Origin of the sequence: Streptomyces sp. NPDC004065, assembly GCF_044903565.1 — a bacterium.
GTDB lineage: Bacteria > Actinomycetota > Actinomycetes > Streptomycetales > Streptomycetaceae > Streptomyces.
The window spans coordinates 191115-205329 of record NZ_JBJDQT010000007.1 but is presented as its reverse complement, the minus strand read 5'-3'; the positions used below and the strand labels follow the sequence as shown (position 1 = coordinate 205329).

General features: G+C 75.6%; 14 protein-coding genes. 9 read left to right on the top strand and 5 right to left on the bottom strand.

Annotated features, from left to right (window positions below; all coding sequences use genetic code 11):
- Positions 1-219 precede the first annotated feature (219 nt).
- Positions 220-1023, top strand: coding sequence for a CPBP family intramembrane glutamic endopeptidase (locus ACI2LW_RS11585; RefSeq protein ID WP_404731011.1), 804 nt, complete (start codon positions 220-222; stop codon positions 1021-1023).
- Between the two features lie 105 nt (positions 1024-1128).
- Here ACI2LW_RS11585 and ACI2LW_RS11580 read toward each other — a convergent pair whose 3' ends face one another.
- Positions 1129-1944, bottom strand: coding sequence for a PhzF family phenazine biosynthesis protein (locus ACI2LW_RS11580; RefSeq protein WP_404730986.1), 816 nt, complete (start codon positions 1942-1944; stop codon positions 1129-1131).
- A 174-nt stretch (positions 1945-2118) separates the two neighbouring features.
- On the opposite strand from ACI2LW_RS11580, the gene ACI2LW_RS11575 reads away from it, so the two are divergent.
- The 4 genes from ACI2LW_RS11575 to ACI2LW_RS11560 all read left to right on the top strand — a co-directional run bounded on the left by ACI2LW_RS11575 (position 2119) and on the right by ACI2LW_RS11560 (position 6843).
- Positions 2119-2739 (top strand): PadR family transcriptional regulator, encoded by a 621-nt coding sequence (locus ACI2LW_RS11575; protein ID WP_404730985.1) that lies wholly within the window; start codon positions 2119-2121, stop codon positions 2737-2739.
- A 1177-nt stretch (positions 2740-3916) separates the two neighbouring features.
- The gene (locus ACI2LW_RS11570) at positions 3917-4498 is read left to right on the top strand and encodes a Clp protease N-terminal domain-containing protein (protein WP_404730984.1); all 582 of its coding nucleotides are present in this window, start codon (positions 3917-3919) and stop codon (positions 4496-4498) included.
- 105 nt (positions 4499-4603) lie between these two features.
- A complete protein-coding gene (locus tag ACI2LW_RS11565; RefSeq protein ID WP_404730983.1) occupies positions 4604-5686 on the top strand; it encodes an EamA family transporter in 1083 nt (360 codons plus the stop codon).
- Positions 5687-5865: 179 nt separating this feature from the next.
- Positions 5866-6843: a DMT family transporter gene (locus tag ACI2LW_RS11560; RefSeq protein WP_404730982.1), complete on the top strand. Its 978-nt coding sequence runs from the start codon at positions 5866-5868 to the stop codon at positions 6841-6843.
- Positions 6844-6963: 120 nt separating this feature from the next.
- Here ACI2LW_RS11560 and ACI2LW_RS11555 read toward each other — a convergent pair whose 3' ends face one another.
- Complete coding sequence (locus ACI2LW_RS11555; RefSeq protein WP_404730981.1) at positions 6964-7665, bottom strand: pyridoxamine 5'-phosphate oxidase family protein; 702 nt, start codon at positions 7663-7665, stop codon at positions 6964-6966.
- 23 nt (positions 7666-7688) lie between these two features.
- Here ACI2LW_RS11555 and ACI2LW_RS11550 point away from each other — a divergent pair, with 23 nt between their 5' ends.
- Positions 7689-9020, top strand: coding sequence for an aminotransferase class I/II-fold pyridoxal phosphate-dependent enzyme (locus ACI2LW_RS11550; protein WP_404730980.1), 1332 nt, complete (start codon positions 7689-7691; stop codon positions 9018-9020).
- On the opposite strand, the gene ACI2LW_RS11545 is transcribed toward ACI2LW_RS11550, so the two are convergent.
- Positions 9011-10135 (bottom strand): DMT family transporter, encoded by a 1125-nt coding sequence (locus ACI2LW_RS11545; RefSeq protein ID WP_404730979.1) that lies wholly within the window; start codon positions 10133-10135, stop codon positions 9011-9013. The genes ACI2LW_RS11550 and ACI2LW_RS11545 overlap by 10 nt on opposite strands.
- Positions 10136-10209: 74 nt before the next feature.
- Here ACI2LW_RS11545 and ACI2LW_RS11540 point away from each other — a divergent pair, with 74 nt between their 5' ends.
- Positions 10210-11112, top strand: coding sequence for a LysR substrate-binding domain-containing protein (locus ACI2LW_RS11540; protein ID WP_404730978.1), 903 nt, complete (start codon positions 10210-10212; stop codon positions 11110-11112).
- 356 nt (positions 11113-11468) lie between these two features.
- On the opposite strand, the gene ACI2LW_RS11535 is transcribed toward ACI2LW_RS11540, so the two are convergent.
- A complete protein-coding gene (locus tag ACI2LW_RS11535) occupies positions 11469-11939 on the bottom strand; it encodes a pyridoxamine 5'-phosphate oxidase family protein (protein ID WP_404730977.1) in 471 nt (156 codons plus the stop codon).
- A gap of 297 nt (positions 11940-12236) precedes the next feature.
- On the bottom strand, positions 12237-12707 hold the full coding sequence (locus ACI2LW_RS11530; protein ID WP_404730976.1) for a Rieske (2Fe-2S) protein: 471 nt from the start codon (positions 12705-12707) through the stop codon (positions 12237-12239).
- A gap of 208 nt (positions 12708-12915) precedes the next feature.
- Here ACI2LW_RS11530 and ACI2LW_RS11525 point away from each other — a divergent pair, with 208 nt between their 5' ends.
- Both ACI2LW_RS11525 and ACI2LW_RS11520 read left to right on the top strand, forming a co-directional pair.
- Positions 12916-13680 (top strand): HipA family kinase, encoded by a 765-nt coding sequence (locus ACI2LW_RS11525; RefSeq protein WP_404730975.1) that lies wholly within the window; start codon positions 12916-12918, stop codon positions 13678-13680.
- A 17-nt stretch (positions 13681-13697) separates the two neighbouring features.
- Entirely contained in the window at positions 13698-14126 is a 429-nt protein-coding gene (locus ACI2LW_RS11520) for a DUF3037 domain-containing protein (RefSeq protein WP_404731010.1), read from the top strand.
- The last annotated feature ends 89 nt before the right edge of the window (positions 14127-14215 follow it).

The following is a 14215-nucleotide window of genomic DNA, read 5'->3' as shown; positions in this document are numbered from 1 at the left end:
GGGCTGCACCGGGGGCGGCCCTCCGAGGCCTCCGGCTGAGGGTGTGCTCCCCACGCCGCCGTGGCCCGGAGGGCGCCCGTCGCCGGAGGCGGGTGTCTCCGGGGGGCCGGTCGTGTCCGGGGCCGTTCGGTCCGGGGGCCGGTCGTGTCCGGGCCCGGCCGATGGGGCAAGCTGTGACGTGCCGGAACGGCGGTGCGTACGGTGGTGCGGGAGGCGCGGGTGCAGGAGCGGACGGCAGGCGATGCCGGTACCGGATTTCCCGGAGAGCGGCTGTCGCGGCGGATCCTGCGTGACGAGACGGTCCTCGTCCTCGCGCTGTCGCTCGGCGCGAGCGGCGTCTCCGCGCTGATCAGCTTCATCGGCTCGGTGACCAAGCCTGGCGGCCTCAAGGACCAGGCGGCCACCCTCAACGCCTCCGCCGCGCCCGGCCGGCCCTGGCTCGACCTGGCCTGGCAGTTGTTCGGGATCGCCACCGCCCTGGTCCCGGTCGCCCTGGTCGCGCACTTCCTGATGCGGGAGGGCAGCGGTCTGCGGGCGATCGGGTTCGACCGCGACCGGCCCCGGCCCGACCTCGCCCGGGGCGCCGTGGTGGCCGCCGTGATCGGCAGCACCGGAATCGCGTTCTACCTCGCCGCCCGGGGCCTCGGCTTCAATCTCACCGTGGTGCCCGAGGCGCTGCCCGCCGTGTGGTGGAAGTACCCGGTGCTGATCCTGTCCGCGCTGCAGAACGCCGTCCTCGAAGAGGTCATCGTCGTCGGGTACCTGCTGCGCCGGCTGGACCGGCTCGGGTGGACGCCGGGCACCGCGCTGACGGCCAGCGCCGTACTGCGCGGCTCCTACCACCTCTACCAGGGCGTCGGCGGCTTCGTCGGCAACATGGTCATGGGCGTGGTCTTCGTCTGGCTCTACCGGCGCTGGGGACGCGTCGGCCCGCTGGTGGTGGCCCACTCCCTGCTCGACATCGGGGCCTTCGTCGGATACGCCCTGCTGGCCGGGAAGGTGGGCTGGCTCCCCACGGCCTGACGACCCGGCCTCTTCCGTCTCCCGCCGCGGTTGATTGCGGTGACCGTTCCTTGCGGTCGCCGTGGCGTACGGTCGTCGGCCTGCGGGCGCCGGGAACGGCGGTGGTCAGGCGAGCAGTTCGCCGTCGATGACGGTGACCGCCCGGCCCGAGAGCAGGGTGCGCTCACCGCGCAGCCCGGTGCGCACCAGGCCGGAGCGCGGGGACGCCTGGAGCCCGGTGAGGTCCCGGCGGCCCAGCCGGCCGGACCAGAAGGGGGCCAGGGCGGTGTGGGCGCTGCCGGTGACCGGGTCCTCGTCGATGCCCACGTTCGGGAAGAAGCACCGGGAGACGAAGTCGTAGCCCCGCGCGGGGTCCTCGGCGCGGGCCGTGGCGATGACGCCGCGCGTGGAGTACGCGGCCAGCGCCCGGTGGTCCGGGGCCAGACCGCGGACGGTCTTCTCGTCAGCGAGTTCCAGCAGCAGGTCGCCGACGGCGGGGCCGGTGTCCAGGGCGGTGCGCGGCTCGGCGCCCAGCGCCTGCGCCACCCCCTCGGGGACCTCGACGGGCGTGAGCGGCGCGGTGGGGAAGTCCAGCGTGATGTCGCCGTCGCCATCGCCGTCGGTGGTCGCGACCAGCACGCCGCTGCGGGTGGCGAAGCGCACCGGACCCTCGTGCGCGCCGGTCGTGCGCAGTACGTGGGCGGTGGCGAGTGTGGCGTGGCCGCACATGGCGACCTCGGTGACGGGGGTGAACCAGCGCAGCGCCCAGTCGGCCTCCCCTCCCTCGGGCAGCCGGTGGGCGAACGCCGTCTCGGCGTGGTTCACCTCCAGCGCCACCCGCTGCAGCCAGTCGTCCTCGGGGAAGGCGTCGAGCAGCAGGACTCCTGCCGGGTTGCCGGCGAAGGGACGGTCGGTGAAGGCGTCGACGATTCGAATCCGCATGTCCCGAAGGTAGGTGCCGGCGCGGGGCGCGTGCCAAGGCCAATTCGCGAGGACCGGCCCTGTCGGGTGGGGCCGGCCGCGGGGAGCAGCAGTTCGGAAGGAGTTGTCGGGCGAGTGCTTCCGATATATCGTTGAGGCATCGTGACAGGTCGACGATGGAATGGAGTGGTCGCGATGCGCACCCACGGATTCGAGCACGGACACCGCCACGAGGGCCCCGGCCGGCGTGGCTGGGGAGGCCCCGAGGGGCGGCGGGCGGCCTTCGGGCCCTTCGGCCCGGGCGGCCCGGGATTCGGTCCCGGAGGCCCCGGGTTCGGCCCCTGGGGCGGGCGCGGACGCGGGGGACCGCGCGGCAGGGCGCGGCGCGGTGACGTACGGGCCTCGATCCTGGTCCTGTTGAAGGACCGTCCGATGCACGGCTACGAGATGATCCAGGAGATCGCCGAGCGCAGCGGCGGGGCGTGGAAGCCCAGCCCCGGCTCGGTCTACCCCACCCTCCAGCTGCTGGAGGACGAGGGCCTGATCGTCAGTGAGACCGAGGGCGGCAAGAAGCTGTTCTCGCTCACCGGGCCGGGCCGCGCCGCCGCCGAGGAGGGGCCCGAGGCGCCCTGGGAGGAGGCCTCGCGCGGGGTCGACTGGGAGGCGCTCGGCGAAATCCGGCAGGCCGGCTTCGGGCTGATGGAGGCCTTCGGGCAGGTCTGGAAGACCGGCACCAAGGAGCAGCGCGACAAGGCGCTCGCCGTCATCAACGACGCGCGCAAGAAGCTGTACCTGATCCTCGCCGACGAGGACTGAGAGCCGGCCGTCCGACGCGGGCGGGCCGCCACTCGCCGGCGCGGGCGGCCGGCCGGCCTGCCCGGCCAGGGCCAGGGCCAGGGCCAGGGTCGGCGCCTGCGCTTGGCGAAGGCGCACGGCCTGCTCGCGGCCACTCCCCGGCGCGGGTGGCGGGCCTCCCCATCCGGCCGGGGTTGACGGCCCCTTGCCAGAGCGGGCGGACGGCCTGCCCACCCGGCTGGGGCCGGCGGCCGTTCGCCTGGCGAATGCGGGCGGCCTGCGCGCCCGGTGGCAGCGGGCGGCCACTCGTCGGCGCGGATCGCCGGCCTGTCCGCCTGGCCGGGGTTGACGGTCACTCGGCGGGGCGGGCGGACGGCCTGCCCGCCCGGCCAGGGCCGGCGGCCTGCCGCCTGGCGAAGGGTGACGGCCTCGCCCGACGATGATGCCCGGCCACTCGTCAGCGCGGATGGAGGGCTTGCTCGCCCGGCCGGGCTGACGGCTTGCTCGCCCGGCGAGGGCGCCGGCCTGCCCACCCGGTCAGGGGTGACGTCCTGCTCGCCCGGCAGGCGGGCCGCCACTCGCCGGCGTGGGCGGCCGGCCTGCCCGCCCGGCCAGAGTTGGCGCGGCCGGCTCGCTCGGCGGGGGCCGACGGCCTGCCCATCCGGCAAGGGGGCGGCCAATCGCGGGGCGGGCGACGGGCCTTCTCGCCTGGTCAGGGCTGACGGCCCACCCCACCCAACGGCGGCGACGGCCCGCCGTCGTCACCGGCCGGCCGTGCGGATGGAGGCAGCCGTGCGGATGGAGGCGGCCGCACACTGCCGCCCAGGCACCCCGGTGGGCCCGCGGGGTGCACGCCGTTGTGCCGCAGGGCGCCGCCCAACCTGTGCGTCCCTACGGGCTCGCGCGTCCCCGCCCAACCGCGTCCCCGAGCTCGCGCGTCCCGCCCAGCCGCGCCCCCGCGCCCCCGCGTCCCCTCCCATCGGCCGCGCCCCCCGGCACCCGCAGCCTCCCTCGTCCCCACAGTCACCCGCAGGACGCGACCGCTCATGCGGCTCCCGGGCCGAGGGTGCCGTGGGTGTGCTGTCTGATCTCATCCCTGAGGAGGAGATTTCCGCCGGGCGCGTCCACTCACCGTGGGACGCGGAAATGCTTCCCGCCGGGGATGCCCCGGCCTCGCGGCGCTGGTGGGCTGGAAGTTGTGCAATCCCGTACTTCCCGGCAGCCGGTCCAGGCGCCGGGCACCCGTCCTCCCGACGACGACGCCGGGCTCAGCGCCGAGCTGGCGGCGGTGGTCGCCGGTGCCCGCCGGAGGGCGGTCCGGGACGGTGACCGGCACGTCGACACCGCGCACCTGCTGCACACCCTCCTGGAGTCCGACCCCGAGGTGCGGGCCGTCTTCGACGGCGGGCCGCAGGTCGCGCGGCTGCTCGGCTACCTGGTGCAGCGCAGCATCGGCTACGGCCTGCGCTGGCAGGCCGGAGTGGAGGATTCCGGCGGGCTGCCCGTGGTGCGCGGGGCCGACGGCCTGTCACCCGTCGCCTCGGCCGCCCTGGACCACGCCCGCGAGCGTGCCGCCGGGCGGGGCGAGGACCTGGTCCGCGGCGTCGACCTCCTCGCGGCGATCGTCGCCGACCCGCAGGCGCGCGCCGTCGAGGTGCTCACGCGCGCCGGAACGGACGCGGCGGCCCTCGCCGCCCGAGCCGACGCCGCGACGCGCCCTGACAACGATTTCGCGGGCCCGCGCGTGCCGTGCGGGCAGGACGGGGAGGGAGCCCGCTGAGCGCCCGGGGCCGGGCTCGCGCGGTGCGGCCGCCGCCTGGCGTCCCGTCCAGCGGATGAGACAGGTGCCATCGGGGGTGACGCTCCTGTCGTCGCCTGTCATCATGTGCCGGTGCCTACGTCTCGTCTCAGTCAGCGCCGTTCCGGCAAGGGCGCCGGACTCACTCTCGCGCTCGTCTCCGCGCTCGCCTTCGGCGGTTCCGGCGTCGCGGCCAAACCGCTGATCGAGGCGGGACTCGACCCGCTGCACGTGGTCTGGCTGCGGGTCACCGGAGCGGCTCTGGTGATGCTGCCGGTCGCCGTACGGCACCGGGCGCTGCCGCGCCGGCGCCCCGCGCTGCTCGCCGGGTTCGGGCTGCTCGCCGTGGCGGGCGTCCAGGCCTGCTACTTCGCGGCCCTGTCCCGGATACCCGTCGGCGTCGCGCTGCTCGTCGAGTATCTGGCGCCCGCGCTGGTCCTCGGCTGGGTGCGGTTCGTGCAGCGGCGGCCGGTCACCCGGGCCGCCGCGCTCGGCGTGGTGCTCGCGGCGGGCGGGCTGGCCTGCGTCGTCGAGGTCTGGGCCGGGCTGGGCTTCGACGCCCTGGGCCTGCTGTTCGCGCTCGGTGCCGCGTGTTGCCAGGTCGGCTACTTCGTCCTGTCCGACCAGGGCGGCGACGCCGGTGACGAGGCCCCCGACCCGCTCGGTGTCATCGCCTACGGGCTGCTCGGCGGGGCACTCGTCCTGACCGTCGTCGCCCGCCCCTGGGACATGGCCTGGCCGGTGCTCGCCCGCACCGCGCACATGAACGGCACCCCCGTCCCGGCCGTCGCGCTGCTGGCGTGGATCGTGCTGGTGGCGACGGTCCTCGCGTACGTCACCGGCGTGCTCTCGGTCCGCCGGCTCTCGCCGCAGGTCGCGGGTGTCGTGGCGTGCCTGGAGGCGGTCATCGCGACCGTGCTGGCCTGGGTGCTGCTGGGTGAGCACCTCTCCGTACCGCAGGTGGCGGGCGGTGCCGTCGTCCTGCTCGGGGCTTTCATCGCCCAGTCGTCGGCGCCCGTGGCGACGGGCACCGCGCCGGCGGCGACGGGTGGCGCACCGGGACCGGCGGCGACGGACACCGTGCCCGCGCCGGCGGCGACCGCCGAGGACGCGTCGGCGGCCCCCAGCGGTGCGGAAAGGGAGTTGTCGGCCCGGGGAACGGCGGCCTGACGTGCTGGTCATGCACGAACACGCGCTCGTTCTCCCGCCCCCGTCCGACTGAGGCGGGCCCCGGTGACCGAGCCCGGCGACCGGCCGGGCCGAACGGTGCTGCCCGCGGAAGGAGAGCGCGGCCCCCGCACGGACGGGGTCCGCCGTCCCCCGCTTCTGCGTCCCTGCGGAGAGAACTCGTGTCGCGTGCTTCCCTCGGCCTGCCCGTCGGGCGTGGCCTGCTGTATCTGATCGTCGCCGGTGCCGCCTGGGGCACCGCGGGCGCCGCCGCCTCCCTGGTCTACCGGGCCAGTGACATGGGCCCGGTCGTCCTGTCCTTCTGGCGCTGCGCGGCCGGCCTCGCCCTGCTGCTCGCCGCGCGCCTGCTCCGCCCGCGCGCCCGGCCCGCGGCGCCCGCGGCGCCTACGGTGCCCGCGGCGCCCGGGCCGGCGCCGCGTCGGCTGCTGCGGGCGGGCGCCACGGGTGTGGGCCTGGCCGTGTTCCAGACCGCCTACTTCGCGGCGGTGGACGCCACCGGGCTCGCCGTGGCGACCGTCGTCACCCTCGGCGCCGGGCCCGTGCTCATCGCCCTGGGCGCCCGCCTGCTGCTGGGCGAACGGCTCGGCCGGGCGGGTCTGACCGCCGTCGCCGGGGCGCTGGCCGGGCTGGCCGTCCTGGTCCTGGGCGGCTCGGGCGCCACCGTACGGCCGTGGGGCGTGCTGCTCGCCCTGGCCTCGGCGGCCGGCTACTCCGCCATGACGCTGCTCACCCGCTGGTCGGGCCGGGCCGGCGGAGGGGGCGACTCCGGTACGACGGTGGGCGCGTTCGCGGTCACCAGTCTGTGTCTGCTGCCCTTCGCGCTGGCCGAGGGCCTGGTGCCGCACACCGTGGACGCCGGCCGGCTGCTGTGGCTGCTGCTCTACATCGCCACGGTCCCCACGGCCCTCGCCTATGCCCTGTACTTCGCGGGCGCGGCCGTCGTCCGCTCCGCCACCGTGTCGGTGATCATGCTCCTCGAGCCGGTCAGCGCGGCGGTGCTGGCCGTCGCCCTGCTCGGCGAGCGGCTGACGGCGGCCACCGTCCTCGGCACCGCGCTGATGCTCGGATCGGTGGCGGGTCTCGCGGTGGCCGAGGCCCGCATGGCCCGCGCGGAGGCCAGGGAGCCGGTCCCCGTCTGAGGAGCCCGTGTGAGGGGCCTGTGTGAGGACCCCGTGTGAGGACCCCGTGTGAGGACCCCGTGTGACGAGGAGGACGACGGTCCCGGGCGCCCGGCGGCACGGAGCCGGGCGCCGGTCACCTCACAGCGTCGCCAGATAGCCCGGGAGCGGCGTCCCCGGGGCGAGGCCGCCGTCGGCGAGCGGTGTGCCGTACTGCCGGCGCACCGGGACCACACCGGCCCAGTGGGGCAGGGCGAGGTCCTCCGGCTCGTCGTTCACCCTGCCGGTGCGCAGCTTGGCGGAGACCTCCTCCAGGTCGAGCCGGAGCACGGCCGTCGCGGCGAGTTCCTTGGCGTTGGCGGGGCGGGAGTCGGCCGCCCGGCCCCGCACCACGTGATCGACCAGGACGTCCAGGGCCTGCCGCTTCTCGTCGGGTTCGGTCACCTGGTGGGCGACTCCGTGCACCACGACGGAGCGGTAGTTGATCGAGTGGTGGAAGGCCGAGCGGGCCAGGACCAGGCCGTCGACGTGGGTGACGGTCACGCACACCGGCAGCCCCGGATCGGCCCGGCCGGCCAGGCGCAGCGGCCGGGAGCCGGTCGAACCGTGCACGTAGAGCCGCTCGCCGGCCCGGCCGTAGAGCGTGGGCAGCACGACGGGCGCGCCGTCGCGGACGAAGCCGAGATGGCAGACGTAGCCCTCGTCGAGTATCGCGTGCACCAGTTCCTTGTCGTACGACGCCCGGTCCGCCGAGCGGGTGGGGACGGTGCGGTCGGTCGGGGGGTAGACGCCGTCCGTCGGGACGGTCGTCGGCTGCCGGTTCCCGTGCATTGCGGTCTCCATTGCACTAGTGCAGAATGTTATTTGTGCTAGGAGAATATCGGATCGAGGGCCGGGGCGCGGCGGAGATCGCGGCGAGTGTGGAGCGCGCGGTGGGCTCCGGGGAGCTGGAGCCCGGCCAAGTGCTGCCTCCCCTGCGACAGTTGGCCGTGGAGCTGGGGGTCAATCCCAACACCGTCGCGGCGGCGTACCGGATCCTGCGGGAGCGCGGTGTCATCGAGACCGCCGGGCGCAGGGGCAGCCGGGTGCGGGCCGCGCCCGCCACCACCGGCCGGGACCACCTCCGCGTGGACGTCCCCGAGGGCGTGCGCGACGTGTCGAGCGGCAACCCGGATCCGGCGCTGCTGCCGCCCCTGGCGCCGGCCTTCGCGGCGGCCGTGGCCCGGGCCGACCGCGACCCGGTGCTCTACGGCGACGTGGCCGTCGACCCGGAGCTGGAGCGGACGGCGCGCGCGGAACTGGACGCCGACGGCGTGCCGGACGGGCCCCTCGCCGTCGTGTCCGGTGCCCTGGACGGCGTCGAGCGGGTCCTCGCGGCCCACCTGAAACCGGGGGACACCGTGGCCGTGGAGGACCCCGGCTGGGGCCGGACGCTCGACCTCGTGCCGGCCCTCGGCCTGCGCACGGCCGGCGTCGGCGTCGACGACGAGGGACCGCTCCCGGACGACCTGCGCCGTGCGCTCGAGGGCGGTGCGCGGGCCGTGATCGTCACCGACCGGGCGCAGAACCCGACCGGTGCCGCGCTGAGCGCCCCCCGCGCGCGGGCGCTGCGGTCCGTGCTGCGCGCGCACCCGCAGACCCTGCTGATCGAGGACGACCACGGTCACGGCATCGTCGACCTGCCCCTGCATCCGCTCGCCGGGGCGACCCGGCACTGGGCCTTCGTCCGCTCGGCGGCCAAGGCGTACGGGCCTGATCTGCGGCTCGCGGTGCTCACCGGGGACGAGGTCACCGTCGACCGGGTCCGCGGACGGCAGCGGCTCGGGCCCGGCTGGGTGAGCATGCTGCTCCAGCGGGCCCTGGTCCGGCTCCGGTCGGACGGCACGCCGGACACGCGCGCGGTGGCCGCGGCCTACCGGACCCGGCGCGAGCTGCTCATCGGCGCGCTGGCCGGGCACGGGATCGAGGCGCACGGGCGCAGCGGGATGAACGTGTGGGTCCCGGTGCCGGACGAGACCGGCGTGGTCGCCCGTCTGCTGCACGCCGGCTGGGCCGTCGCTCCCGGCGCCCGCTTCCGGATGAACGCGGCGCCGGGCATCCGCGTCACCGTCTCGGGGCTGTCGGCGCGGGAGACGCGGGAGCTGGCGGACGCGGTGGCGTCGGCGCTGGGGCCCGCGCCCGCGCGCAGTTACGTCTGAGCCCGGGCCGCGGGGGCCGGCTCCGCGGCCGCGAGGGTTCCGCGCTCCGGGGTCCCGTGCTCAGGGATCCCGTGCTTCGGGATCCCGTCCTCTGGCTCGTGCACCGGCTCGCGCTCCGGCTCGTGTGCCGCGGCGGAGCGCGCCGGCCGGCCGCGCCCGCCGGGCCGTGCCTGGGTCAGAGCCGCACCGGCCAGGACGACGACCGCGCCGACCGGCGTCGACCAGGTCAGCCGCTCGCCGAGGACGGCGACACCGGCGGCGGTGGCGATGATCGGCACGAAGTACGTCACCATCTGGGCCGTCGTCGGCCCGACCTCGGCGACCAGCCCGTACTGCACGAGCATCGCCAGGCCGGTGCCCAGGGCGCCCAGGGCGGCGACGGCGAGCAGCGGGACGAGCGCGAAGTGGTCCGGGGCACTGGTGAAGACGGGGGTCACCACGGCCAGCTGCACGGTGGCCAGCAGCAGCTGACCGCCGGTCAGGGACAGGTGCGACGCGGTCGAGCCCGCCAGGGTGCGGCGGACGTAGATCCAGCCGACCGGGTAGCTCAGCGAGGCGAGCAGCGCCATCGCGGTCCCGCGCGCGTCCAGGCCGTGGAAGCCCTGCCAGGCCCCGAGCACCGTGAGCACGCCCAGGAAACCGAGCCCCAGCCCCGCGCACCGCAGCCGGGTCGGGCGGTCCTCCGAGAGTGCCACGAGGGACAGCGCCATGCCCCACAGCGGGGAGGTGGCGTTGCAGATGCCGGCGAGCGTGGACGGGATCGTCAGCTCCGAGTAGGCGAAGAGCGAGAACGGCAGCGCGTTCAGAAAGAACGCGGCGACCGTCAGATGCGCCCAGGTGCGCGCGCCGCGCGGCAGCCGCTCGCGCTTCACCGCCATCGCCACCGCGAGCACCGCCGTGCCGAACACCAGCCGTCCGAGCGTCACCTGGAACGGCGCGAAGCCGTCCGTGCCGACCTTCATGAACAGGAAGCTGAAGCCCCAGATCAGTGACAGGAAGGCGAACCGGATCCGCCAGGGCAGGGGGCCCCGTGGCGGCCGGCCGGACGTGCCGGCCGGAGGGGGCGCGGTCGGCGGGGCGGACGGGCTCGGGGAGGCGGCGGACGCGGTGCTCATGCCCGTAGGATCCCTGGAACCGACCTGTTAGCACAATCGAGAATTCGCGCGCGACACCTCGTAGCATTGCTTACATGTTGAATCTGGAGCGCCTGCGCACGCTGGACGCCCTGGCGCGGCACGGCTCGGTCAGCGCCGCCGCCGAGGGCATGCACGTGACGACGTCCGCCGTCTCGCAGCAGATGGCCAAGCTGGAGCGGGAGGTGGGCCAGCAGCTCCTCGCCCGCAACGGGCGGGGCGTACGGCTCACCGACGCCGGGCGGCTGCTCGCCGAGCACGCGGCGCGGATCCTCTCGCAGGTCGAGCTCGCCCAGTCGGACCTGGAGGCCCAGCGCGGGCAGGTGGTCGGCGAGCTCAGGCTGGGCGCCTTTCCCACCGCCGCGCGCGGACTGTTCCCGGAGGCGCTGACCCGCCTGCGCGCACGGCATCCGGGGCTCAGGGTCACCACGGCCGAGATGGAACCGGCGCCGGCCCTGCGGGCGGTGCTGCGCGGCGACGTCGACCTGGCCGTCGTCCTCGACTGGTACAACAAGCCGCTGCCGGTGCCCGGGGGTCTCAGCCGCGCCCCCCTCCTCGACGACGCCGCGGACGTGGCCCTGCCGGCCGGCCACCCGCTCGCCGGGCGCGACGAGGTGGAACTGGAGGAGTTCGCGGCCGACGACTGGGTGACCTGGGGCGAGGCCGAGTTCTGCCACGAGTGGCTGCTGGACACGCTGCGCTCCAAGGGCGTCGAACCGCGCATCGCGCACCGGGCGGAGGAGCACGCCACCCAGCTCGCGCTGGTCGCCGCCGGACTCGGGGTGTGCGTGGCGCCGCGGCTCGGGCGGGGGCCGCTGCCGGCCGGGGTGCGCACCGTGCCGGTCCGGCAGGCGGTACGGCGGCACGTCTACGCCGTCTGGCGCGCCGACGCCGACCGCCGCCCCTCGATCCGCGCGGCGGCGGACGCGCTGCGGGCGGCGGGCGAGACCATCGCCTGACGGGCCCGGCGCACCGCGTCGCCCCCGGCGGCACCGTCCGCGTCGCCCTCGGCGGCACCGTCCGCGCCGCGCGGCCCGGGCAGGCGGCCCGTCCGCGGCGTGCCGCGCCTGCCCGCCCGCGTCGCGCCATGCCCGGGGACGAGGCGAGGCGCGCCCGGTCGCACCGGGCCTCGTCCGAAGCACCGCGCCGCCCGCGCAACATGCCGGGTGCCGCCTCCGAGGCGCCGGGCACGCCTCGGCGGGGTGGGCGGTGGCCGCCGTGCTGCGGTGAGCCGTGCCCGGTGGCGGACCGGTCGGGGTGAGCAGGGCGGCCCCGTTGCGGAGTGCACGAAGCCGGGTCCCGCGTCCCGGACCGGTTACGCCGAGCCCAGTTTGCGGAAGTCCCAGGAGACGATCTTCTCCGGGGTCAGGCAAACCCAGGCGTGTCTGCCGTCGTGGGGTGGCATCTCCTCCAGGCCGAAGTACTTGCGCGCGAACAGTGTCTCCGGAACGTCGAGTTCCGCGCGCAGCTCGCCCGTGCGCGGCGCCTCACCCACGAACTCCACCGTGCCGGACAGCTCCACCCCCCGCAGCTGCTCGTACTCCTCGCCGGTGTCGACGACGATCGCCACCCGGGGATCGCGGCGCAGGTCCGCCCAGCGCTTGCTGCGCATCACGGAGTACAGCCACAGCGAGGTGCCGTCCCAGGCGAACCACAGCGCGCTGACGTGCGGGGCACCGCCGGTCGAGACGGTGGCGACCCGGCAGGTGCGCTGGGCGGTGAGGAAATCGTCCAGCTCGCCCGGCGTCATCATGATCTTCCGGCCCCGGCGCTGTGTGACGGTCATGCAGCCCCCTCTTTCCTTTTCCCACGTCGTGCCAGGGGAAGGCCCTCCCCGGTGGGAAGATCCTCTGGCATCACGTTGGAAAAGGCACACCACCCGCCCGCCGCCCGGGGCGCCGGCGCCGTCGCGGGGCGCGCCCTCCGGCCGCATCCCCGCGACGATCCGGCGCACCCGCGCACCGGCGACTCCCCAGTCGCCGGTGCGCGGGTGCGGAAACCGCCTCCGGCCGGCCCGCGGGCCCGCCGGAGGCGGTTTCCGCACCCCGCCGGGGCGGTTCCGTGGGCCGGCCCGGGAGCTGTCTCAGGCGAGCTTGATCTCCTCACCGGAGACGGAGATGTTCTTGGCGGGCAGCGGCTGGGTCGCCGGGCCCTTCTTGACGCTGCCGTCGGTGGCGGAGAACTCGCTGTGGTGGCACGGGCAGCTGATCACACCGTTCGCGATCTTGTTCACCGCGCAGCCCTGGTGCGTGCACTTGGACGAGAACGCCTTGAACTCGCCCTTCGTCGGCTGGGTGACCACCACGCCGTGGTCGCCGATGACCTTGCCGCCGCCCTCCGGGATGTCGGAGGTCTTCGCCAGCACGGTGCCGCCCGCCCCGCCCGCGCCGCCCCCGCTCGCGTCGCTGCCGTTCTGCGTGGTCGACGAGCCGGACGAGGACGTGTCGTCGGACCCGCACGCGGTCAGCGCGACGGCGAGTCCCGCCGCGCCCACCGCCGCCATGACGGTCCGGCGGGCCGGTGCCCCCTGGGGCTGAAGCGATTCGCTGGTCATGCTGACGTTTCCTTCCGTTCGGACAGGATGCGTTGATCTGCAAAGGGGTACGGCCGGCACGTCCCGGGCGTTCACCGCCGGGACGCCCGGTCGCGGGGCACCGCCGGGACGCCCGGTCGGGAGGTACCGCCGAGGCGCCCGGGCGTGGATGGCACCCGGTCGCGGGACGGCGGCCGGGAGCCGCCGGCTCCCCCAGTAGCCTGGGGCGATGCTCAAGGAAGTGACCGCGACCCGGTACGTCACGCCGCTGCGCGAGGGCGGTTCGCTGCCCGGGCTCGTCGAGGCCGACGACCTCGGGACGTACGTCCTGAAGTTCACCGGCGCCGGGCAGGGCCGCAAGACGCTGGTCGCGGAGGTGGTCTGCGGGGAACTCGCCCGCCGGCTGGGCTTCCGCGTGCCCCGTCTGGTGACCGTCGCCCTCGACCCCGTGCTGGGGCTCGGCGAACCGGACCCGCAGGTGCAGGAGCTGCTGCGCTCCAGCGGCGGCGCCAACCTGGGCATGGACTTCCTCTCCGGCGCGCTGGGCTTCGACCCGCTCGCCTTCCCCGTGGACCCGCGGGAGGCCGGGCGGATCGTCTGGTTCGACGCGCTGGTCAACAACGTGGACCGCTCCTGGCGCAACCCCAACCTGCTGCGCTGGCACGGCGAACTGTGGCTCATCGACCACGGCGCCACGATGATCTGGCACCACAACTGGCCCGGCGCCGACACCTCCGCCGCCCGTCCCTACGACGCCTCCGACCACGCCCTCGCCCGGTTCCGGCCCGATGTGGCCGCGGCCGCCGCCGAACTGGCACCCCGGGTCACCCAGGAGCTGCTCGCCGAGGTGACGGCCGAGATCCCGGACGCCTGGCTGGCCGGGGAACCGGGCTTCGCCACGCCCGACGATCTCCGGCACGCCTACGCGCACGCGCTGCTCCTGCGCGCGGCCGTCGTCCACGAGCGCATCACCGGTGTCGAGGAGGCCAAGTGAGCGAGCGCCACATCCACATGGCGGGACACGTCACCGAGCGGCACATCACCCGGGCCGGACAGGGCGGCGACCGGGACGTCTTCGAGTACGCCCTGGTCAGAGTGGTGCCGCGGGTGGAGCGCGGCGAGTGCGTCAACGCCGGCGTCCTCGTCTACTGCCGTGCCCGGCGCTACGTCGGCGCGCGCACCCATCTCGACGAGGCGCGGCTGCTGGCCCTGGACCCGCGGGCGGACGTCGCGGGGGTACGGGCCGCGCTGGCCGCCGTGGAAAGGGTGTGCGCCGGGGGCGAGGCCGCCGGGCAGGCCGCGGACGACGACGCCGGACGGCGGTTCCGCTGGCTGGTCGCGCCCCGCTCCACGATCGTCCAGCCCGGCCCGGTGCACACCGGGCTGACCGCCGACCCGGCGGCCGAGACGGAACGGTTGCTGGACCTCCTGGTGAGGTAATGGATCACACGCACCCGGTGTGCCGTTGACACCGGGTGCCAGGGTCTCTAGCGTCACACCCACCGAAGGTACTAAGCGGTCGCTCACCG